The following is a 23,469-nucleotide window of genomic DNA, read 5'->3' on the forward strand; positions in this document are numbered from 1 at the left end:
ATTTTGAAATGGTAGAGTATGCTATTACTTCCTGATTAACAGTACCCTTCCTCTTTGTAAAATAGGGGCAGACGGAATACTACTTACCAATTTAAGACCTTCCGGTACAGTACTTAAATAATTATTATTGATCTCATCCAGGTTCCAGGTCTCTGTCAATTGTCGCAAGCTATCTAATATCAATAACTTCTTTTCCCTTGGATAATATTCCCAAAAGCACTTCCTCGTTTTTAAACTTAAATCTATTGGCGCAGTAACAGGAGAGGTAGGAATATCTACTTTGGTAACAAATCCCGAATGATCTTTATTCAACACATAATTAATCCTGCCATTAGATTTAATACTATCGATATTTATTGCCGTCCAACTTCCATTTACTTCCATCTGTACACATGCCGAATAGGAGCCACTCAACTTATCTTCATCTGAGGTCTTATCCTTCTTACAGGAGAAACATAATGAGGTTACTGCAAGTAAAAGCACAGGTTTTAGGTACATAAACAATGATTTTATGCTACAAGGATACAGCATTGGACTGAAAAAAAGACCTACTAAAAAATATTTTTTTTCGATTTATGGAATCCTGATTTTTCATGCATCATGCAGGCAACAAGCCCTTCCAGGGATAACCAAAATCGTAAATCATGAAAAGTTTAATTTTTTCCGGATAGTTAAGAGAGTTATTACTCCTACTGTTTAAACACTATATTGCTAAATCCTAAATAGCATACCTTGAAATATCTATTGGCTCTACTTTTATTACCGGCTTCCATTTTAGCCCAGGAATCAAAACCGGTCGAACATATTAAATCCGATGCCTACAGGCACCTGATTGCCAGAGATTCCGCTTCACATTACTCATTCTCTGCATCTCCGGATACTTTTAAAATAAAAAGATTCCCGGAAATGAATGGGCCTATACGACGCATTACATATTCAGGGAAATCAATCGATATCCATTCCCAATACCCATATCAGCTTAGAATTAGTGGTAGTTATAATTCCGACATTGCCATCAGAGCAGCCGGAAAACAACCCGGATTGCAGCAGTCCTATTCTCAGGGTCGTTCTTCTTCCAACGGTTTATTGTGGCAAGGCCCTGAAACTAACGAATTGTTTAGCTACGGACCCGCTCTGAACAACCTGGAATATGATGGCAAACCATACCTCTATGATGAAAAAGGCAGCCTGGTTGCCACTGGTAAGGGAAACGGAAAAACTGTAGTTCCTTATTCCAATAATGTTTTCAGAACGGCAACTTCCATCTCTCAGAATTTTAATATCATGGCCCGTTTAATGAATTACAATACATTGGAACATGAATTTAAACTGGGATTTTCCAACATCAATGAACAAACTTATATTCAAAGTAATAATAATGCACTTACTGCTTTTAATACCTCCTATCTGGCCAAAATTAAATGGCTGACTGTTACGGCTAAATATCGCCGCAGTACAAGCAGCTACTCAAATAGTAATAATAACGGCTTCCTGAACAGGGTATTCCAGGATAACATTCTTACTCCTCCAAGCTTCGATAACTCTCAGGGTTATACGTTGAATAACGGACAACGTAGCTACAGCAAAAATGCAAACAACCCTTTCTATTTGTTGGAGGATAATGATAATTACCTTAGAAAAAATTACCAGCAGGCTAGTCTGCTCCTCCAGAGAAACTATTATCAGAAAGTCAAATATTCACTCCTGCAATCCTGGGAAAACAACACCGATAAAAGTAAAGAATCCTATAAGCCCTTTTCGGCCTATTACCCTAATGGCATTAGCTTTATTAGAGAAAAAAGGGATAAATCCTATGAGCTGAACGGTGCTGCTGAATATAGCCCGAAATATACTGACGGAGATTTTAATTCTCAGTTAAACTTCGATTATAACCTTTCAAATGTTCAATCAAACATTAATATCTCTCCGTACAATAATTATCACTATCAAAGAACGGCCAATGAATCGAGATTTTCTTTTAGAACTACCTATTCGCCGGAATATAATAATAATGTTTCATTGACAGTTGGAAACAGAACTTACTTCTCCAATACAACAGATCAGACATTCTTATTTCTACCACAGGTTACATTGGAAAGCAATTATAAGCTTGCAACAATATCAAACGGAGACCTGATGTTATCACTGAATTTAGGGTATAGTGATGTGGTTTCTGAACGATTAATCACTCAAAGCTACGGCTATTCAAATCTTACAGGTACTTCAGTTGCTGCCGCCTCTTCCTACTTTCCCGTTACTGAAGCATTGTCTTTCGATCATCTCAAAGCTTCCAGATATAAAGATGCTACGGCATTTTTCAGTGTCAGACATTACAAAATTCTGGACTTAGGGGTCAATTTGTATTCCAAAAATATTATAAATCAAGTGGCTCCTATCCTGAATGGCAGTCAAATCAACCTCGCCAATATCGGTAATCAAAATATTAAAGGACTTGATATTTCAGTTAGCCGGGATGTTACCTATAGTTCTAATAAATTCAAAACCCGTCATTCTCTGATTTTTACCACCTACAAATCAAAGGTTACTAAAGCCGACCATAATTTCCTGGCATTAAATGGGTTTAGTGATGTTCATACCACCTGGATCGAAGGCCAGCCGATGAACTCAATTGTTGGTACCGCCTGGATTAGAGATGGCAACGGAAATTTAGTGATTGGAGATGATGGCTATCCTATGCCTCAAAAATCAATGCAGATCATTGGTGATCCCAATCCCGAATTCATCCTGAAATATGATAACCTGATTTATTATGGCAGATGGTCTTTAGGTGCAATTCTGGAGTGGAAGAAAGGAGGAGAACAATGGAACGGTACACAGGCAATGATGGATTATTACGGTGTTTCTGCTACCTCCGGAGCACAACGAAATGTAAAAGGTTATGTTTTTCAAGGTGTTCATACCGATGGCTCTCCCAATAATACACCTGTCGATTTCTATGACCCAAATGCCTCTGTTTATGCTAATCGCTGGGTGAGATACGGACCAGGTGGGGTAGGAGAAGCCTATATTCAGAAAGCAGATTGGTTAAGATTGAATAATATTCATCTGAACTATTATTTCAATTTCAGAAAAATAATCAGGAAACTGGAAACGGGAATCTACGCGCGTAATATTTTGTTATGGACTCCATATAAAGGGGTAGACCCAGCCCAGTTATTATTTGATCAGCCTGGAACCCAGGGGTTGGATTATTTCAACCTGCCTGGACTTAAATCAATCGGTATTAATGTATCCATTCAATTTTAATTCTATGATCCGCCATATATTTCTCTATTGCTGTTTTATTTTCTTCCTTATACCCGGTGCTATAGCTCAAACCTGGAACTATAGTTTTTTCAAGGAGAAAGTTTATTTACATACCAATCACGTATTTTTTCAACCGGGAGATAATGTTTACTACAAGATTTATCTGGTAAATGCTCAAACCCAACAACCTTCCATTGCCAGTAAGGTAGTGTATGTTGAAGTTTTAAATCCTTCGGGAAATGTTATTAAAAAACAGACTTATAAAACGGATGAAGGATATGCCGAAGGATCATATGAATTCGGAGTTAACGATGTTGGCGGGATTTATAAGCTGAGAGCCTATACTTCCTTAATGCGTAATGAGAATGACAGTACTTTTTTTATGAAGGAACTTACACTTCAAAAAGTAATTTCTCCACGCATACTGATGAAGCTCGAATTTCCGAAAAAAGGCTATGGGGCCGGAGATGAAGTGATAGCCTCGTTTTCTGTCCGGAGCCTGGATAATAAACCTCTTGCGCATCACTTAGTAAACTATGATGTGGCCATCGCTGGAAAAAATTACTTAAGTAAAATAGATTCATCTGATGTTGATGGTAAACTGAATCTGAGGTTCAACCTTCCTCAAACTTTAATCACTAATGATGGATTGCTGAATATAACGGTGAAGCATGACGGATTTACAGAAAGTGTTTCCAGAAGTATTCCGATAGTTCTTAACAACATAGATCTGCAACTCTTACCGGAAGGTGGTACTTTGGTCGCCGGATTACCTGCTAATATTGCATTTAAAGCGGTTAATGAATTCGGGAAACCAGCCGATGTAAGCGGGGAGGTGATCAACAAAAATGGAAAAACTGTTGCCTCCTTTATTAGCTATTACGGTGGAATGGGGCAGTTTAATTTTACACCTCAGTCCAATGAACAGTATACTGTGAAAATTACTCGTCCGCAAGGCATTAGTAAAAGCTATGCTTTCCCCGCTTTTTCTCCGAACGGAATGGTAATGCAATGGCAGCAGGAAAATACAACACTCAAACTTACTATTCATTCCACCCTTGATCAGGAAGTTTCCCTGGTAGGAACTTTAAAAGATAAAGAATATCTGCGCCGCAACCTTACCATCAAAAAAGGAACGCAGGCGTTCGACCTCGATGCAACTGCCTTTCCTGCTGGCATTGCCCGATTTACCTTGCAAACCGGAAAAGGACTTCCACTGGCAGAGCGACTGGTATTTGTTAATCAGCATACTACTCTACAGGTAAAAGTAACGCCAGACAAACAATCCTACCTGCCAAGAGAAAAAGTACGTTTATCGGTAAGTACTACGGATGAACATGGAAAACCCGTTCCTTCCAATTTGTCATTATCTGTTGTTGATGATAAATTATGGACTTATGCTGATGATAAACAGGATCATATCCTTTCCTGGCTGCTAATGAGTTCCGAATTAAATGGCCATATAGATGACCCTGGATTCTATTTCAGAAGTAATGAACCGAAAGCTAAGCCTGCATTAGATCTTATAATGCTCACCCAGGGCTACCGGTATTTCGATTATACTGCTGATGTGCTGAAAGACAAAACCCTGAAGTTTTTCCCGGATGAAAACAGGGTAATCAGCGGGATTATAACCAATAAGCATAATGTACCCGTTAAAGGAGAAGTATTTTTGATCAATCTCTCCAATAAAACAAAGGCATTAAAATTAACAACAAAAAATAATGGTGCATTTTATTTTCCTAACCTGAACTGGGCCGACAGATATTATCTTATTGCCAGTGCAGTTGGAAGAAAAGAATCTGTAAGTATACAGCTTACCCTGAATGGATTTGGTCCGGGTATCAACTTTATAGATAAGGATAAGTATGTAGTAGTGGCCAAAGAAATGCCGGAATTGCAAAAAAGCCAGTTAGACAAATGGATGGATAATTTTGGGAAGAACGATAAAAGATTGGAAGAAGTGGTAGTTGTTGGATATGGAGTAGTAAAGAAAAATGACCTATCGGGAAGTGTTGCAGTATTTACAGCTAAAGATATACTAACTCAATCTCAAATTACTGATGTATTGCAAGGCAGGGTTGCTGGTGTTACTATTTCAACACCACAGCAACAAGGCGCTCCTGGTACGGATATCAGGATCAGAGGAAATGCCGGCATTTCGAATAATTCAAATCCACTTTATGTTGTAGATGGGGTGCCAACTACCGCTCCATTATCTGAGATTACAGCAAATGATATAGTTAGCATCACCGTTTTAAAAGATGCAAAAGCTACCTCACTTTATGGTTCAAGAGCAGCTAATGGAGTGATCATTATTGAAACCAGATATTTTAATGAGGGAAGAATCAAAGTGGCTTTAGGAAAGCATAACAAATACTCCACGCTTACAGTACCTTGGGAACAGGCCGATTTTTCTGTTGCCCGCCGATTCTATGCGCCGGTCTACAGATCCCTGAAAACTCAGACCCGTACCGACTTCAGAGAAACAATCTATTGGAATCCGGTTGTTGAAACAAATGAAGCAGGAACTGCACAACTGGAATTTTATAATTCGGATGCCACTACTACTTTCAGGGCTATTGCTGAAGGTATAGGCTGGAATGGTAAACCCGGCAGAACTGAGTCTACCTGGGCAACTGAAAATCCGATTCAACTGGACGCTAAAATTCCAGATAACCTTACAGTTGGTGATAAAGCTATGATTCCGTTAGTCATTAAGAATAATGGACTGGATGATCTGATCCTGAATATTAGTCTGGGCCTTCCAAATTTCCTTTCAGCCGGCAATTTCCAAAGTACCTGCCTGATACCTGCATCAACAAGTAAACAAGTCATCTTACCGGTCGATGTGGTGAAAGCAGGAGGAGATAATATTAAGATCACGGTTGGAGATCTTTCTGTTAAAGAATCTGTTTCTCTTCCAATAAAGGCAATTGAGAGAGGATTCCCGATCATTAAAACCATTGCAGGAGATCAATCTACTATTCAGAAATTCAGAATCTCCAATATGGTGCCTGGTAGTATGAACACATCTGTTAGAATCTTTACTACACTGGAAGGACAATTGCTGGATGGTATTGAAAATATGTTGCGGGAACCCCATGGGTGTTTTGAACAGACTTCTTCATCCACCTTCCCAAATATTCTGATTCTGAAATATCTGAAGGAAACCGGCAAAGCAAACAAGGAAGTGGAGGAAATGGCTATGAACTATATTGAGGCTGGTTATAAAAGGCTGATAAGTTACGAAACACAGGTGGGGGGCTTCGAATGGTTTGGACATACGCCGCCACATGAAGCATTAACAGCATATGGATTACTGGAGTTTATGGAAATGAGCCAGTTCCTGAATGTAGATAAAAAGTTGCTGAGCCGGACACGTGAGTTCTTACTAAGTAGGAGAGATGGAAAAGGTAAATTCCTGCTGGCTTCCGGAGGGTACGACAGGTTTGCATCTGTACCAGATGTAGTTGCCAATATTTATATAGTCTATGCACTTTCCCAGGCTGGTGTAACTGCCGAAATAGAAAAAGAATATGAAACAGCTTTTAAAGACGCTATAACATCTGACGATGATTATAAATTGGCGATGATGGCTTTGGCTGCAAGTAATATGAAGAGGGAGAATGATTATGACAGATTGATGTATGCACTTAAGGTACATGAAGAAAAGTCGGGCCTCTCAGCTAAAACTTCTGTAGTAAATTCAAGGGATAACTCATTGATGATTGAAACAAAAGCGCTCTATGCAATGGCATTATGCAGGGCTAAAACGCCAAATGTTGGTAGAATTGCTTTAATAGTTTCAAATATTCTGGGTGCTAAGACTTATTATGGGTATGGAAGTACACAAGCCACAGTACTGGCATTGGAGGCTATAGTTGAATACGCTAAATTAAGAGGTTCGATGGCAGAATCTAAAGTTACACTTTCTGTAGATGGTAGTGTAATTCAACCTAAGCAACGTTTATCCTTTGCCGAGGGAGAGCATATTTTTAAAGCCGATTATCATACCAAAGAAGGTGGAACTCCATTTAGTCTGGAAGTTGCATATACCTCCACAGTGCCTGAAAATAGTGAGGCAGCCGTACTGAAACTTAATACAAAACTCGCTGAATCCAGGGTACGTGTAGGCGAAACAATTAGAATGAAAACTACTATTCAGAATATCAAAAATGAACTGCAACCAATGTCTATAGCTAAGTTGGCTGTACCGGCAGGATTGTCTGTTCAACCCTGGCAGCTTAAGGAGTTGATTGATAAAAAGGAAATAGCCTATTACGAACTGTTTGATGGGTACTTGGTAATTTACTGGATGGGATTTGCGCCAAATGAAATAAAAACTTTGAACCTTGATTTGAAAGCTGATGTTCCCGGTTTTTATCAGGCAAAAGCCAGCAATTGTTATCTATACTACACTCCGGAGCATAAATTCTGGAATCAGGGCCTAAGTATTGAGGTTCAACCTAGATAATTTGTTCCTTATCCCTTGGATCGGAGTATGGTGGCTACCCAAAATACTCCGATCCTTTTTTTATATTTCTGCCTTAGTAAATCTTATACAATGAAACGATTCCACCTGTTATTAGTTTTTTTACTTGGAATGCTAAGGCTAACAGCTCAACAAAAAGATCAGGTAGCAAATCAATTTTTTACTTTTCTTTCTGAAGGGAAGTGGGAAGATGCATATACTATCCTGAGTCCTAAATCCCAGACAAAAATATCTGTAAAAGCTTTAGAGCAACTATGGAATAATATCGGTAAACAATATGGGCCTTGGAAAAGCTATAGCAGCGATAAGGTTGAAAATGTAATGGGCAAAAGCAGGTTATTAATATCAACCAATACTTTTGAATACTATTATGTAGATTTTAAAGTATCAGTTAACAGTGAAGAGAAAATAGAACGATTTTCTTTGCATGCAGTGAATTCAATTCCATTAAATGGTGATGTTTTGGACTCAGTTACTATTGCGGGGGGCAAACTCTATGGGTCATTATCGTTACCAACGGGAATTAAAAAATGTCCTGTTGTGTTGATCCTCCCCGGATCTGGTCCTACAGATAAAGATGGAGATTCTAAACTTTTACTACCCGAATATAATCATGCCTATCAATTTTTAGCTAAAGCATTGGCGGAAAAGGGAATTGCTTCATTACGTTTCGATAAGAGAGGAATTGGAGCCAATAAATCTTTTACGGATCCGGCTCAGTCTACTTTAGATAATTATGATAAAGATGCAATTACCTGGTTAAAGTATCTTAAACAAAATAGCCGGTTTTCAGACGTTTATATAATGGGGCATAGTGAAGGTGGAGTTATTGCAATTGATGCGGCTTTAGCAGAACCGGTAAAAAAAGTGGTACTTTTAAGTACACCCGCCGAATCACTGGAAAACCTATTGGTGAAGCAATTCAAACCCTATGTGCATGATTCAGTTGTAAAAACAATTCCGGTAATATTCCGGCAATTATCGAATAATGAGCAACCTACAGTGCCTAATACCCTGAACTCTGTTTTTAATAAAGGTTCTTTTGATTGGTTAAAGAGCCACAATGGTGTAGTACCGGCAGATCGACTGGCAGAGCTCCGTAATACCCAGGTGATTATAATAAATGGAACAATTGATACAAACGTGCCGCCTGCTCAGGCAGAAATGCTGCACAAAAGTCTTCCATCTTCCAAATTGCTGCTAATCCCAGGAATGTCTCATTTGCTGCGTATGGAGTCGGATAAGGAATTCATTGCTATCAGGCCGTTAGCTTCTGAACTTATTAGTGCTGTGTCTGCTTTCCTTAAAAAATAGAGATTATATGCTTTGTATGGACAAAGTTCTTATATTTGTTCATACAAAGTATTCACAAACGAAATCTCTACGTTATGGTTGTTGTACAGACCTTGTGGCATGAGATCATTTCCTTTCTTGGGATCTCACAGATTATTGAAGTGTGCAAAACAGGAGACTATAGGGTTCTACTAACCTTTAATGGCATTCTCTCGCTCATTTCTCCGCTTATCCCGTTATTATTGCTGATTGAGATCGGCAGAGCTATTTTTTACAAGAAGTTTAAGATTGAAGATTACAAAATGCCTTTCTTCATCTTTGTAGCCAACAGATTTATCTCAAGATTCCTATCCATTGCCGCTGTGGCTTTCTGTATTGGATTGCTGGAAAAATATGCACTGATTCCAACTACCATGACCTGGTACTGGTTTATCTACGGATATGTAATCTGGGAGTTTTCTCACTTCATCTATCACTACTTTGGTCATAAAATCAGGTTGTTTTGGTGTTTGCATTCTACTCATCATGCCCCTGAATCGATGAATCTTTCTGTTACTTATGCTCACTTCTTTCTTGAAGCACCATATGCAGATGTAATTCGTACCAGTATTTGTATTCTGATGGGAGTAAATCCTCCTATGTTGTTTCTCATTATGTTTATTGATGGAACCTGGGGATCATTTATTCATGTAGGTGAAAATCTGATTAAAGATGGCCGGCTTGGATTTCTGAATAAAATTATTCTGACTCCTTCTCATCATAGAGTACACCATGCAAAAAATCCATTGTATATGGATACTAATTTCTGTAACCTGCTCAACGTCTGGGATAAAGTATTCGGAACATTCCAGAACGAGAAAAGGGATATGAATATTGAGTATGGAATCAGTCGCGAAATCAATCCCAACAATTTCTGGGATGTTTATTTTGGAGAACTATATTATTTGTGGAAAGATATTGTAAAAGCACCTGGCATTAAAAATAAGCTGCTTTATATAATTATGCCTCCCGGATGGAGCCATACGGGAGACCATAAAACTGCGAAAATAGTAAAGAAAGCTTTCTTGGAACAAGAGAAAGCACAACCAGTTCCTATGACTAACGTTAGTGCTTTATAGCACAAACTACTAATCGAAAAACTACAGGGGTTGTATCAAAAGTAATTTTACCTGATGGAACATAATTCTTATAACCTTCAGATTGCTTTTGATACACCCCCTTTTTCTTTATATCTTTTTGAAGATAACTATTCCGTTATGTCCACCAAACCCGAAAGTATTGCTCATAGCAACATTCACGGTTTTTTCCAAAGCCTGGTTTAAAACAATGGGCATTGTTTCAGGGATGGCGGCATCCAATTGCCGGGTATTAATAGTAGGAGGGATAATACCGGTTTGTATGCTCATTACACTGGCAATAGCTTCTACGGCACCAGCAGCACCCAGTAAATGTCCGGTCATGGATTTGGTGGCACTGATATGTAAATTAGCCGGTGCTGCTCCAAATAAGTCTCCGATCGCATGAATCTCACTCAGATCACCAACCGGAGTAGAGGTAGCATGGGCATTTAAATAATCTACATCTTCCTTGTTTAATCCTGCATCTTTTAATGCAAATTCCATAGCTCTGCGGGCTCCTAATCCTTCAGGATGAGTAGCCGTCATATGATAGGCGTCTGCTGTCATTGCTGCCCCAACTACTTCTGCATATATTTTTGCTCCTCTGGCTTTTGCATGCTCATACTCTTCAAGAATTAATGCTCCTGCACCTTCTCCCATCACAAATCCATCTCTGTCTACATCAAAGGGTCTCGACCCGGTAGCCGGATCATCATTACGGACCGACATAGCTTTCATGGCACAGAAACCTCCAACAGATGCCTGAGTAATAGGGGCTTCCGATCCACCTGTCACAATCACTTTAGCCTTACCTAACCTAAGATAGGTTAAAGCATCCATGATGGCGGTGTTGGTGGTAGCACAGGCAGATACCGTCGTATAATTAATTCCCATTAATCCATACTCAATTGAAATCATACCAGATGCCATGTTGGTAATCAGCTTAGGTACAAAATATGGACTGAACCGTGGTTGATATCCTCCTGTCACATATTCTGTGACCTGCTCTTCAAATGTTAGCATTCCTCCTTGTCCTGATCCCCAGATCACTCCTGCATCAAATGGATCCATGGTCTTGAAATCTATTCCTGAGTCAGCCACTGCCTGTGCAGCTGCAACCAGCGCATATTGTGTAAAGGGATCTGTCTTACGGATCAATGCCTTATCCAGCAACTTTGTAGCATCAAAGTCCTTGAGTTCACATGCAAAGCGGGTACGAAATTTTTCAGCATTAAAGTGAGTGATTGTAGCAGCTCCACTTTTGCCATTAATCAGGCTATTCCAGAAATCATTCAGGTTATTTCCGATCGGAGAAACGGTTCCCATTCCTGTTATTACTACTCTTTTCATAGTATTAAATATTAGCTGCGCAAATCCTCCAGCAATTGATTGGTTATTTGCTGAAAAACTGCTGGCCCCATTATTCGTGCCAATAACAGGGATGATTGTAAATTAGTAATGATGATTAATGCACGGGTTGAAGCAGATCCCTCAAATTTGAACAATGCCTTAGCTCTTCCGGATTCCAGACACTTTGTTAACCATTCAAGTAGATTGGCCGACATCTCCTGCACTTTTGCCTGCATCGGAGCTTCCAATGTTTTAAAGTCAGTAGCAAACGATGCAACGAGGCAAATATTATCCTGCTTATTATGCCGGTCAAAAACTGAAAATAGTTTCGCTATCTGCTCATCCTCCGGACTATTACTCCACTCCCGCGTTTTCTCCAGAAACTTTTCAATTTCCTGATCTATCACGGCAATGCCTAAATCCATTTTTGCCGGAAAGTGATAATGCACCGCTGCATTCTTTATCTCCAATGGACCAGAAATATCTTTATAACTAAATGCATTGTATCCCTTCTTTCTAACTAGTTGATCTGCCGTTTCTACTATCTTTTCTTTTGTCTCTGCCATGATCTTAATTATAAGACTAAGTTACTTACTAATAAGTAAGTAATCAAAATATAAATCTATCAATATATAAAAATTAATTATAAAATATTGATAATCAATAAGTAAACTAAGTGGTTTTCTTGGCTTTCTTTAATGCAATTTTATATTTTTCAGGGGTTCCGCTCACATTTACACTCATAAACCTCACTTTTTTATCCTTATCTCTGTATTCAATTTCATCCACCTGGTCTAAATCCACTTCTTCCTGCTTTCTTCCAAATAAAGCATGAAAACCTACCTGTGTAACCATTTTCATTGGAATGCGTAGATAATAGTCCATTTTCAGATCGAGCGACTGTGTGCCGGAAACTTCTATATATCCTAATGAGGAATTGATATTCATATTAGGGATTTGTAAAACCCCATTTTTCAGGGTGAGTTTATTCCTTAATGTATCAAATCTAACCTTTCTCAGGTTTTTGTCCTTAAAGTACGACGACATAGCCTGCATAGGTCCAAAGTCGATCAGTGTACCATCCTTGATCTCTATATCCAACTGCGATTCTGTTTCACTTAATACCGGGGTCAGATCAGGATGTAATCGAACATAACTTTTAATATGGCCACTTAATACACCCTGCAGATTATTGTTCAGAATCATATCCTGCCCGAAGTTATCGAACTTGATCAGCATTTTGGAAAGGTCTACATGCTCAATCGTAAGTCCACTCCTGAAATAGAGCTTATTAGGATCAGCTGCATTGAGTATTCCCCGCATAGCAATTCGTCCACCTGCCAATTCTACTGTTAACGTATCAAACTTGATCTTTTTATCTTCCCGCATGTGCGCAGTGGCGAGGATATTTTTCAACCATAGCTTTTTGTACTTAACCTTCCCGATGTTCAACTGTGTTTCGAAAGCAGAAAACGGAATACTGAATACATTAAATCCTGCTGCATGCAGCGAGTCATTTTCTTTGACTGTAGTTTTTTTAACAGGGGCTGTGGAGGCAACAGGGGTATGATCGCTGAAATCGTAATTCATTAACTCATCTATATCCAGCATATCGGATTTAAAACGGAAATAGTTGCTACGGGTAGCCAGCGTATCGGATTTGCGACGTCCTGTTGCATAGCGCATGTTCAGATCAAAATCTGTTCTTCCTATCTTACCTATCAAACTATCAATAACAATAAATTTATTATTACCATATTTGATATGTCCACTTACCTTATCTATTTTTATCGGATGTTGCTTTAAACTACCAGAAATATTGGCAATACGTGCGTCAACTTTCTTAAATACTGTATCATATTTTAGATTGATTTTAGAGCGCAGCCAAACATTTCCTGCTTCTTCATACCAGTAGCCTTGTGGTATAAATTTTCTGCCCCTTGGCCCAATGAGATCATTAACGGCTAAGCGTGGTGCCTTAAAGTCGAAAGCGATTTCAGTGTTACCTTTTTTGATTTTATCGAACCAGAATTTATAATTATTCAATCTGGCCATCAGCGCAAATCCACTGCTGTCAATATTTCCGCTAAAATTTGAAACTCTCAGACTAGTATCATTTATCACTACAGCTGCATTAAATCCATGTAAGGCATGCGGGTATTCCTGGAATTTGGCATTCAGATCTGCAATTTTAAATGTGCCTTTGGGCAACGGATTAGCATGTAGCAATTCATTGACGGAAGTTTCCAACGCCAAACCAATATTAAACCCGGTAATCACCTCTTTGCTTAAAACCGCATGGGCTGAATCAAATTTGAACAGCTCATTCAATTTTAACTGCCTGCTGGATGCATTAAAAGTAACAGCTACCGGTTTATCCTGTTTATGAAACAGGGCCGGAACATCACTGATAGTTCCACTTGCGAAAATATCAGAACTTCCCACACGGAATCCAACTGAATCGAGTTTGAGCCGGCCTTGCTCTACCAGGGCATGGATATTCATGTTTCTAACCGGCAGATGATAACCCGGAATATGAAACGCCAGATTTCTGACAGTTAATTCGCTTTGTACTCCCTCTTTCAGTTTGGCCAAACTTTCTTCAGGAACACGCATATCTACCATCTCGCGGAAGTTCATATTCAACTTAATTTCTCCGCTAATTTGCTCCAGATCCTTAATACCTAAAAACTCACCGATGAAACGCAAATTCAGTTCAGAATAAACCTGCATAATGATCTGCGGATCATTGAAGTTTTTCATGATGAAATTCCCTTTAAAGGTACCGGTACCTGGTCGGGCATTAAGATTGAGCACATGCAGCTCTGAAGTTTCAAGATTATGTTTGGCTCCATTGGTATAAAATCCTTTAAAGCCCAGCTGATCAACCTTTCTATCTATTTTTTTATTCTGAAAGAAAACGTCTTCACATCCAAAATGGAATTCCATTAATGGCAGTTCATTTTTACTGACAGGTCCTTTTACGATTCCATTAAAAAAAATGCGGCCATCATGTTTGTATTTATTCAACATCACAGCTATATCCTCCGGTACGAAAGCGAAGAGCAGGTTCATATCGGGTTTGTCACCTTTTACCTGCAGATCTACATTTTTCTGACTTACGGTTCCTTTTACAGACAAATCTGCATCTTCCAGCTTAATCGCACTTTCTTCTAATGTCAGCAGTTTCTTAGGCTGGTCGTATACTGCACCTATCTTCAGTTTAATATGTTTATTGCGAAAGAGGGAACTATCTTTTAATCCATTGATATCCAAAATCAGCTGGCTATCCATATTGATGGCAATCAGAGTAGAGTCCATAGAAAAACCGGCCTTTACTCTCTCGATACGGGAGCCTACCGTATAGCCAGTAGAGGCATCGTGATAGGTAACATCAATATTTTTCAGGATGATCTTTTTCAGATCCAGATTCAACGCTTCCGTAGTAGAATCGGCGGTGGCAGCGGTACTGGTGTTTTTGATCTCGTGGGCTTTGATAATATCTACATCTCCGTTTGCTGCTCTTTCTACATGCACTTTACCGTTAGCCAAAACGATGATCCTTACATTATAATGTTGTTGCAACAGGTCGGGTAAACTAAAACCAACGTATAATCGCTCTAATTGATAAAGCGGTTTCCCGGTCATTTGCTTGTTGGCAAAAAACTTAACATCGTGTAGAGCGATGGAGATATAGGGGAAATTACTAAATGGAGAAATACTGCTGTTGGCTATTACTAATTCGCCCGGTAACTGCTTATTCAGTTCTTTCACGGCCATTTGAGTGAGCCTTTCCTGTTGGCTATACAGGATGCCTCCTGCAATTGTCAGTAATAAGATAAATACCCCGGCAATTATTAATAATAGTCTGATGATCTTTTTTCCTTTCTTCATAAAGATGGCCTTTCAATGGGCTAAAAATATATAAAAAATTGCTGTTGGGAGTATTAAGACTATGATCCGAGCTATTTTTTATTACTTTTAACGATTCATTTTAATTGTAGTTACATGAAAAGTTGGATTCCACTGCTTTTATTAGCAGGAAGTACGCAATTTGCAGCTGCTCAGAAAGTTGAGAAGAAAGAATATTCTGGTAATCCCGTATTTCCCGGTTGGTATGCCGATCCGGAAGGGGTAATATTTGGGAAGCAATATTGGATTTATCCGACTTATTCGGCTCCTTACGAGAAACAGGTTTTCTTTGATGCATTTTCTTCCCCCGACCTGGTAAACTGGACTAAACACTCCAATATTCTGGATACTTCGGCGGTAAAATGGGCCAAAATTGCAATGTGGGCTCCGGCTATTTTAGAAAAGGATAAACGCTATTATCTGTTCTTTGGGGCTAATGATATTCAAAACGATCAGGAAGTGGGAGGTATTGGTATAGCGGTGGCCGATAAGCCACAGGGGCCGTATAAGGATTATTTAGGGAAACCGCTGGTAGATAAAATCATTAACAAGGCACAACCGATCGACCAATACGTTTTTCACGACAATGGCAAGTATTATCTTATCTATGGAGGATGGCGACATTGTAATATTGCTCAGTTGAAGCCCGATTTTACAGGTTTCATTCCGTTTGAAGATGGAACTATTTTCAGGGAAATTACTCCGGAGAAGTACGTAGAAGGGCCAACTATGTTTAAAAAAGATGGAAAATACTATTTTATGTGGTCTGAAGGTGGTTGGGGTGGCCCGGATTATAGTGTAGCTTATGCTATTGCAGATTCACCAATGGGGCCATTTAATAGAATAGGAAAAATCCTGCAGCAAGACCCGAATATAGCAACAAGTGCTGGTCACCATTCCGTGATCAAGGCTCCCAAAGAGGATAAATGGTTTATTGTTTACCATCGCAGACCATTAACAGAAACAGATCGTAATTCCAGGGAGACTTGTATAGATAAAATGGAATTTGATAAGGATGGGTTAATTAAACCAGTAATTATTACAAAGGAAGGAGTTAAAAGAACACCTATTCGTAAGTAGAAATAATAAAAGATGTATCAAAAATAATTCCTACCCGAATAAGCTCTGGTAGGAATTACTTTTGATACATCCTGCTTTTAAATTAAAAAGTGGTACTCAGCAGCAGCCTAACGCTGCCACTGGGTGACCACTTCTAAGGGGTTATTGTACATTCAGAAAAAAGTTTAGGTTACAGCGATAATACTCCTGAAACTCTTTTTTCAGGGTTTCATAATCAGGGAATCCTGTTTTATTGGCAACATAGGTGAATGTATGTTGCTCTTCAGTAAGTAGCTTAAATGCTATGTTCATTCTTTCCTGATAAATCAGATCATCAACAGGTGTATAGAACATTTGTTGGAATGGTTCCTCTAGAAATTCAGGCACAACTTCAAATTTTTTGCAAAGTGCCTCCTTACTCTTTGCTTCTACCGGATTCTGAAGAATGTAATCAGCAATTTCCATTAACTGTGTTACATATGTGCCGTGCAACATAATAGGAGCCGGCGTTAGGAGGTAGTGCAGATAGGTAAGGAAATAGTTTAGTGCATTACGGTAGAGATATTTTTCGGCGAGATCACCAACCAGTTTACAGTTGATGATTCGCTTCATGATATTATAATTTACTTTGTTTGTCTGATAAGGATGTGGGGGAGGGGTAAATGAATGAATTTCGTTATGATTAAATTCAACTTTTGGATTTAGAATTTTAAACAGCGGAAATTTATCTATAATATCGAATAGATAGAAGCTATCGAAATTTACATGAAAATCCATGATATACTCTCTTACAGGAAAGGCAGCCGTAAGTTGAGGGTGCGTAGGGAGTGATATTTTCAAAGGCATCTCCTCTGTATGAGAATAGAATCCTGAGATGCAGGCTGGTACGATGTCTTTATCTGTGATAATGGATGTTAGCTTAGTACCTTCACTAAGGTGTATGAGGTGATAGTAAATAGAAAATTCTCTGAATTTTATTTTTTGATCCAGAATAATACCGTTGATATCAATATCCGAATAATACTTAGCATAAGGCATCAGGGCGGAATGTAAGTAAACAGGAATTTTTTCAAGATTGATATGCAACTGATCATTCCTATTGGCAAGCAGGTATTTCTTTTTAATTTCCTTCATGATACCTTATTTGAGTTTTATTTAAGATGCAGGGTGCTGTCTGCATCAAAATAATAATCTGTACCCGTAGTAGCTTTTACGCCTTCCAGCAAGAAGCTGAGAGGTGTACTTTTATCCAACAATGCACTGAATTTGCGTTTCGACAGTTTAGGATCGTCCAGTACTGCTTTTACTCCATACCATCTGAAGATAGCATCACATACTTCATTGAGCGGAGCTTCGGAGAGACTGTTCAAGCCTTTTTGCCATCCTAATTCTACGGAAGCGTTAAAAGGTTGGGTATGTAAGGAGGCCTTAGGGGCATTAAAGATTGCCTGTTGGCCGGGTTTAACTATAACTTCCTTGTTTCCTGCTTTCACTTTCACTTTACCTTCTACCAGGCATACTCTGATTTTTGAATTATCATAAGTATTGATATTAAAGCTGGTGCCTAGTACTTCCACGGCAGTATGAGGTAAATGTACCTTAAATGGTTGGTGCTCCTGTTTTGAGATTTTCAGGTATGCTTCCCCGTTTATGGCGATTTCTCTTTTCGAAGCATCGAATTTGGAGGGGAAAGTGATGGTAGTAGTAGCGTTTAGGTTTACTACGGAGCCATCCGGGAGTATTACATCGTATTTTTTGCCTGCAGGCACCTGTATGGTGTTATTACCTTCAGGTAAGTGACTGCTGGAGTTGAGATATAGTACATTATTTTGATTGGCAATCTGTTGGCCGGCTATATTGAGAACGGTGGCGGAGCCATCGAGTTGAATAACCTCCTGGTTGGCCAGCTTGAGGTAGACGTGTTTCTCATTATTAACGGTAGCAACAGCGATTGGTTGCTTAATTTCTTTTTTCCATGGAGCCAGTTTCCAGGTTGCCATGGCGGCAGCGCCTAAAATAGCGGCGGCCACTGCCCACGGGAGCAGCACCTTATATATTGGTTTTTTCTTTTTGAAGTCAATCACTTCCAGCCAGGGAGCCGGAGGTGGAGGAACAAAGGTAGCGGAAAGTTGCTCCCATTTTGATCTTACCAATGGATCTTCTTCGATCAATTCCTCTAACCATAGATCATCCGCTGCGGAAATTACTCCCGCTAGCTTCTCTGTCATTAGCTTGTATATTTCTTCGGCGCTATTCATGTACACTCTATAAAACCGGTTTTTTAAGTAGGCGGGGTATTCAGGAAAGCATTTTTTTTAAAGAAGCCCTTAAAGTTCTCAGGGCACTGGCAACCTGTTTTTTCACAGTTTCTTCACTGGTCTGCATTACAGCTGCTATTTCTTTACGTGTTTTATTTTCCTGGTAAGCCAGCCTGAAAGCAAGTGATTGTCTTTCCGGTAGTTTTTTAATGGCTGTTTCAAGTTGGTCTTTTAATTCATTGTTTTCCAACCTGCTATGTTGAATTGTATAAGTTTCTGGTAAAGTAATCTCTTTTAATCGCTTAATACGTGTAGCATCTTTCGCCAGCTTGTTCAGGCATCGGTTACGGATACTTATATAGAGGAAGTTTTTTAATTCAGCAGAACTATTGAAATCGATTTTAGAGCCGACATCTTTATGCCAGAAATCAATAAATAAATCCTGTGAAAGCTCCTGTGCCTCAATCTCATCTTTTAACATCGAATAGGCAGTAACGTAGAGCCAATGACGATAGGTGTCATAGACGTATTGGAAGGCAGCAAGGTTGCCGTCTCTCAATTGTGCAAGCAATTCAATATCGTTGATAGATGCACTCATGATAAATTAAATTGAAAAGAAGTCAGGTCGTACAACCCTTTGTTGTAGGAATAAATTTCGCGGTTTGATAAAATAGTTAAACTCAATTCATGACCTTAAAACAAAAAAACGGAAATAAGGTTGAGACAGACAATAGAAACCCAACAAATTTAACATAGGGCTCACCGCCTATATTTATATTCGTTTCTGCGCCCGGATTGGTTTTTTTATCCTACCATCTATTTGTTAATGATTTGTTATTCCAAAATCAAAACGTTGTACTTTAATCACATGACTTTTAAAATGAAATATATTTTCTCAAAATATTCCAGGGAGTTGCAGGTTTATATTTATTCTTTCAGTTTTATCAGCTGATCTGTGGATACATCAGTTATAGCGCTAGTCTTAAATGCATGGCTTTCTCCTCTCGGATGCGCAATATAAATATTGTCTGCATTTTTCCAAGCAAAGCTCACCATAAGTATTTTGAAAAGATTATTTTTTAGGCTTCCTTTTCTTAGGCTTGCCATACTTCAGCATCATTTTGTCTTTGTGCGAGACCTTTTGATTGGTTTTCATGTTTTTGGCTTTCTTCTCATGAAAAGCGGGTCCTACATCCGTACGTTTAGGGGCTTTCACCAAAGTATTACGCATAAATACCTTTGGCTTCTCATCTTCTGTTAGCACTTCAGATATTACTAAATCGGCCGGTAAAGATTGCTCAGGAATCTGGTAATTCATTAGGGCTTCTATCTTTTCCAGATTTTCCAGCTCCGACTCTTTCGTCAGCAAAATTGCAATCCCCCTCTTATCAGCTCTACCGGTACGGCCTATACGATGTATATAATTTTCCGGGGTATCAGGGGTGTCAAAATTAATAACGTGTGAAACTTCCGAAATATCCAGACCTCTGGCTATAATATCGGTTGCAATCAGAAAACGATAAGTGCCATTCTCAAATTGCTTTACAGTATTGAAACGATGATTCTGTTCTTTATTAGAATGGATAATTCCTACTTTGCCCTCAAAATCTTTCACCAGCTGCTCATACAGATCATCTGCCAATGCCTTGGTACCCACAAAGATCAGCGTCTTAGTCATATCCGGAGTAGTATCGATTAACAGCTCCAGTAAATTGACCTTAGTAAAAAAATTAGGAACCTTATATACGCTTTGTTCTATGTTTTCGAGTGGAGATCCTGCCGGTGCTGCTTCTATTTTTGCCGGATTGTTGAAGTGCGTATCAATAATTTTCTCTACATCTTCTGTCAATGTAGCTGAGAAAAGCAGATTTTGCCGTTTGTCTGGCAATAAATCCATGATATTATTTAACTGGGTACGAAATCCTAAATTAAGCATCTCATCTACTTCATCAATTACTAACTGCTTAATTGATTTCACTTTCAGGGCTCCACTCAATATTATATCATAAAGCCGGCCAGGAGTGGCAACCAGAATATCCAGTTTGTCCTGTACAGCCTCCATCTGAGGATTCATATTTACTCCACCATAAACGCCCATTACCGATACGCTCATGTATGAAGTCAGTTCTTTCACCGACTCAACTACCTGCACTACCAGTTCCCTTGTTGGTACCAGTATCATCACAGTTGGATGCTTTTCTTTGGAAAACTTGAACATGCGCAGAATAGGCAGCAAATAGGCAAAGGTTTTACCAGTTCCCGTTTGCGCAATCCCACAAACATCCTGCCCGGACATAATTACAGAAAATGCCTTTTTTTGAATAGTGGTAGGCTGTTGTATTCCTAATTCGTCCAGCGCGTTAAGTAAAGAAGTATTCAGGTTTAAATCACGAAAAGTCATGCGGCTACTATAATATGAAACCGCAAAGGTAAAGAATTAATAATCACCATCCACCAGATGTATGACAGAATAATTACCTATCTTCCTGTCTGGAAATGGCTTTATTATAAATGTAAATCGTGATCTCATGAAAAACTTGCATGTTCCCGCTATTTGTATTCACTCTTATGGAGGCCCGGAGCAATTGCAACTGGAAGAAATCCCTGTTCCCGTTCCGGAAAAAGATCAGGTACTTATTAAAATAGTAGCCAGTGGAGTAAATCCTATCGACTGGAAAACCCGGGAGGGATTTATGCATCATCCTTTACCCTACATCCCGGGTGTTGAAGCTTCAGGCATTGTTACCGCTGTAGGAGAAGGGGTGTTTGGAAAAAAAGTAGGAGATGAGGTGTATGGAGCAGTAGATGGTTCTTATTCGACATACGCTGTATCTCCGTCTGAACTGCTGTTCAGAAAGCCGCCACAACTTTCGTTTGAGGAAGCTGCAGCTATGGGAGGTGCCAAAACCGCCTGGGGTGCGCTTTTTGAAGTAGGTGAACTGAAAAAAGGCCAACGGATCTTAATTCATGCCGCCGCCGGAGGAGTCGGACATTTTGCCGTACAATTAGCCTACCACGTAGGGGCCTATATTATTGCTACTGCCAGCGAGCCGAATCTGGATTTTGTTGCTTCCCTGGGGGCTAATGAGGTGATAGATTATAAAGCCGCCCCTTTTGAAACACAGGTAAGCGATGTAGATATTGTTTTGGACGCTGTAGGAGGAAGTACAACGGAAAGATCCCTCAAAGTATTAAAGCCTGGTGGTATGCTAATTTGCCTGGTTCAATATCCCGATCAGGAAAAGGCCAATGCCGCTGGGGTTCATGTTGCCTGGGGTGGTACTAAAACCCTGGCTGCTATGAGGGAAGTTCACAACCTGTTGGATAAAGGACTGATAAAACCCTACGTGAAAAAGGTTTTCAATGGCCTTGCTGCCGCCGCTGAAGCGCAGGAATTCAGTAAAAACGGCGGCCCGGGCAGAGGTAAAGTTGTACTGAGGGTCAGTGGCGATTAATCCTCGCTACTTTTTCCCAACATCTTCTTCCTATGTTGTGTACCCCAATTCTGTAATGCAACAATTACCGTATTTAATGTGGAGGCATACGGAGTAAGGGTATATTCTACAGAAACAGGTTGACTATCATAAACAGTTCGTTTCAGCAGTTTATGTGTTTCCAGGTCTTTCAACTCCTTGGATAAGACCTTAGACGTAATTTTAGGAATACTACGCTCTATATCCCTAAACCGCTTATGTCCTCTTCCAATAGCTATTATAATTGGCAATTTCCATTTCCCACTGATCACGTCCAAAGCATCCCGAACCGGTATAATAACCTTATGGCAGTCTGTATGCTGCTTATCCAGCATCTTTTTGCATTCCTCACTAATTTCAGCAGGTGGATTTATTATTGATGTGCTTGTTGTCATGTGCTTACCTTTTGTAAAGCAGTTTCCTTAAGATAACTGCTTACTTTTTGATAGCAAAGATATAACTTTGTAAACAGAACATAAATTAATAAGCATGAAAGTTGAAATTTGGTCAGATATAATGTGCCCGTTTTGCTACATCGGCAAGCGGAGATTTGAAGAAGCTTTGGCTACCTTCCCTGAAAAAGATCAGATAGAGGTGGAGTGGAAAAGTTTTCAGTTGAATCCTTATCTCCGTACCAAGCCAAATAAAGATGTATATGATTATGTGGCCGAAATGAAAGGCCAGTCGAGAGAATGGTCTGTTTCTATGCATGACCAGCTGACTCAGACTGCCAAGGAAGCCGGACTCACCTATAATTTCGATAAGGCAGTAATTGCCAACTCATTTGATGCTCATCGCCTGATTCAACTGGCGAAGAAGCACGGATTAGGGGATGCTGCGGAAGAACGAATTTTCTATGCCTACTTTACAGAAGGAAAAGATATCAGTGATCTCAATATTCTGGAGGAATTAGGAGTGGAAATTGGATTAGATAAAGCGGAAGTTAATGCTGTGCTGAATTCTAAAGAATTGGCAGAAGCAGTAAATGCCGATGTAAATGAAGCACAACGCCTGGGAATTCGTGGTGTTCCCTTCTTTGTTTTCGACAGAGCTTACGGGGTATCAGGAGCCCAGCCTGCGATCGCTTTTACAGAAACGCTTAAGCAGGCTTTCGGTGAATGGAAAACAGCCAATGCACTTAAAACTCCGGATGGACTAACCGGTCAGGTTTGTACTCCGGATGGTGAATGTAAATAAGACATTTTGTAATAAACAAAGGGCTCAAAAGTATTTCACTTTTGAGC

The 23,469-nt window shown here is 39.4% G+C and carries 17 protein-coding genes; 7 read left to right on the forward strand and 10 right to left on the reverse strand.

What is annotated here, in order from left to right:
- Positions 1 to 24: 24 nt before the first annotated feature.
- On the reverse strand, positions 25 to 498 hold the full coding sequence (locus DVR12_RS22950) for a hypothetical protein (RefSeq protein WP_116978150.1): 474 nt from the start codon (positions 496 to 498) through the stop codon (positions 25 to 27).
- Positions 499 to 732: 234 nt separating this feature from the next.
- Between DVR12_RS22950 and DVR12_RS22960 the strand changes: the two genes are divergently transcribed.
- The 4 genes from DVR12_RS22960 (at position 733) to DVR12_RS22975 (ending at position 10,173) form a co-directional block, all read left to right on the forward strand.
- Positions 733 to 3,267 (forward strand): hypothetical protein, encoded by a 2,535-nt coding sequence (locus DVR12_RS22960; protein WP_116978152.1) that lies wholly within the window; start codon positions 733 to 735, stop codon positions 3,265 to 3,267.
- A 4-nt stretch (positions 3,268 to 3,271) separates the two neighbouring features.
- Positions 3,272 to 7,744 (forward strand): TonB-dependent receptor plug domain-containing protein, encoded by a 4,473-nt coding sequence (locus DVR12_RS22965; protein ID WP_158563347.1) that lies wholly within the window; start codon positions 3,272 to 3,274, stop codon positions 7,742 to 7,744.
- A gap of 90 nt (positions 7,745 to 7,834) precedes the next feature.
- On the forward strand, positions 7,835 to 9,076 hold the full coding sequence (locus DVR12_RS22970) for an alpha/beta fold hydrolase (protein ID WP_158563348.1): 1,242 nt from the start codon (positions 7,835 to 7,837) through the stop codon (positions 9,074 to 9,076).
- Between the two features lie 74 nt (positions 9,077 to 9,150).
- Positions 9,151 to 10,173 (forward strand): sterol desaturase family protein, encoded by a 1,023-nt coding sequence (locus DVR12_RS22975; RefSeq protein WP_116978155.1) that lies wholly within the window; start codon positions 9,151 to 9,153, stop codon positions 10,171 to 10,173.
- A gap of 108 nt (positions 10,174 to 10,281) precedes the next feature.
- On the opposite strand, the gene fabF is transcribed toward DVR12_RS22975, so the two are convergent.
- The 3 genes from fabF to DVR12_RS22990 all read right to left on the reverse strand — a co-directional run bounded on the left by fabF (position 10,282) and on the right by DVR12_RS22990 (position 15,417).
- Positions 10,282 to 11,523 carry a beta-ketoacyl-ACP synthase II gene (gene fabF / locus DVR12_RS22980; protein WP_116978156.1) on the reverse strand — a complete coding sequence of 414 codons (1,242 nt, stop codon included), beginning with the start codon at positions 11,521 to 11,523 and terminating at the stop codon, positions 10,282 to 10,284.
- 11 nt (positions 11,524 to 11,534) lie between these two features.
- Positions 11,535 to 12,089 carry a TetR/AcrR family transcriptional regulator gene (locus DVR12_RS22985; RefSeq protein WP_116978157.1) on the reverse strand — a complete coding sequence of 185 codons (555 nt, stop codon included), beginning with the start codon at positions 12,087 to 12,089 and terminating at the stop codon, positions 11,535 to 11,537.
- 106 nt (positions 12,090 to 12,195) lie between these two features.
- A complete protein-coding gene (locus DVR12_RS22990) occupies positions 12,196 to 15,417 on the reverse strand; it encodes an AsmA family protein (RefSeq protein WP_116978158.1) in 3,222 nt (1,073 codons plus the stop codon).
- 114 nt (positions 15,418 to 15,531) lie between these two features.
- Here DVR12_RS22990 and DVR12_RS22995 point away from each other — a divergent pair, with 114 nt between their 5' ends.
- Positions 15,532 to 16,515, forward strand: a complete 984-nt coding sequence (locus tag DVR12_RS22995; RefSeq protein WP_116978159.1) for a glycoside hydrolase family 43 protein — start codon at positions 15,532 to 15,534, stop codon at positions 16,513 to 16,515.
- A 141-nt stretch (positions 16,516 to 16,656) separates the two neighbouring features.
- Here the strand turns inward: DVR12_RS22995 and DVR12_RS23000 are convergent, their stop codons facing one another.
- The 5 genes from DVR12_RS23000 to DVR12_RS23020 all read right to left on the reverse strand — a co-directional run bounded on the left by DVR12_RS23000 (position 16,657) and on the right by DVR12_RS23020 (position 21,153).
- Complete coding sequence (locus tag DVR12_RS23000; RefSeq protein WP_116978160.1) at positions 16,657 to 17,628, reverse strand: helix-turn-helix transcriptional regulator; 972 nt, start codon at positions 17,626 to 17,628, stop codon at positions 16,657 to 16,659.
- A gap of 17 nt (positions 17,629 to 17,645) precedes the next feature.
- A complete protein-coding gene (locus tag DVR12_RS23005; protein WP_158563349.1) occupies positions 17,646 to 18,722 on the reverse strand; it encodes a FecR family protein in 1,077 nt (358 codons plus the stop codon).
- A gap of 70 nt (positions 18,723 to 18,792) precedes the next feature.
- Positions 18,793 to 19,350, reverse strand: coding sequence for an RNA polymerase sigma factor (locus DVR12_RS23010; RefSeq protein WP_116978162.1), 558 nt, complete (start codon positions 19,348 to 19,350; stop codon positions 18,793 to 18,795).
- A gap of 329 nt (positions 19,351 to 19,679) precedes the next feature.
- Positions 19,680 to 19,808, reverse strand: coding sequence for a hypothetical protein (locus DVR12_RS28045; protein WP_262511930.1), 129 nt, complete (start codon positions 19,806 to 19,808; stop codon positions 19,680 to 19,682).
- A gap of 16 nt (positions 19,809 to 19,824) precedes the next feature.
- Positions 19,825 to 21,153: a DEAD/DEAH box helicase gene (locus DVR12_RS23020; RefSeq protein ID WP_116978164.1), complete on the reverse strand. Its 1,329-nt coding sequence runs from the start codon at positions 21,151 to 21,153 to the stop codon at positions 19,825 to 19,827.
- A 127-nt stretch (positions 21,154 to 21,280) separates the two neighbouring features.
- Between DVR12_RS23020 and DVR12_RS23025 the strand changes: the two genes are divergently transcribed.
- Entirely contained in the window at positions 21,281 to 22,207 is a 927-nt protein-coding gene (locus DVR12_RS23025; RefSeq protein ID WP_116978165.1) for an NADP-dependent oxidoreductase, read from the forward strand.
- Here DVR12_RS23025 and DVR12_RS23030 read toward each other — a convergent pair.
- Positions 22,204 to 22,620, reverse strand: a complete 417-nt coding sequence (locus DVR12_RS23030; protein WP_233522448.1) for a winged helix-turn-helix transcriptional regulator — start codon at positions 22,618 to 22,620, stop codon at positions 22,204 to 22,206. The genes DVR12_RS23025 and DVR12_RS23030 overlap by 4 nt on opposite strands.
- Positions 22,621 to 22,714: 94 nt before the next feature.
- Here DVR12_RS23030 and DVR12_RS23035 point away from each other — a divergent pair, with 94 nt between their 5' ends.
- Positions 22,715 to 23,422 carry a DsbA family oxidoreductase gene (locus DVR12_RS23035; RefSeq protein WP_116978166.1) on the forward strand — a complete coding sequence of 236 codons (708 nt, stop codon included), beginning with the start codon at positions 22,715 to 22,717 and terminating at the stop codon, positions 23,420 to 23,422.
- Positions 23,423 to 23,469 lie beyond the last annotated feature (47 nt).

The sequence above is a fragment of the Chitinophaga silvatica genome (assembly GCF_003419895.1).
GTDB lineage: Bacteria > Bacteroidota > Bacteroidia > Chitinophagales > Chitinophagaceae > Chitinophaga > Chitinophaga silvatica.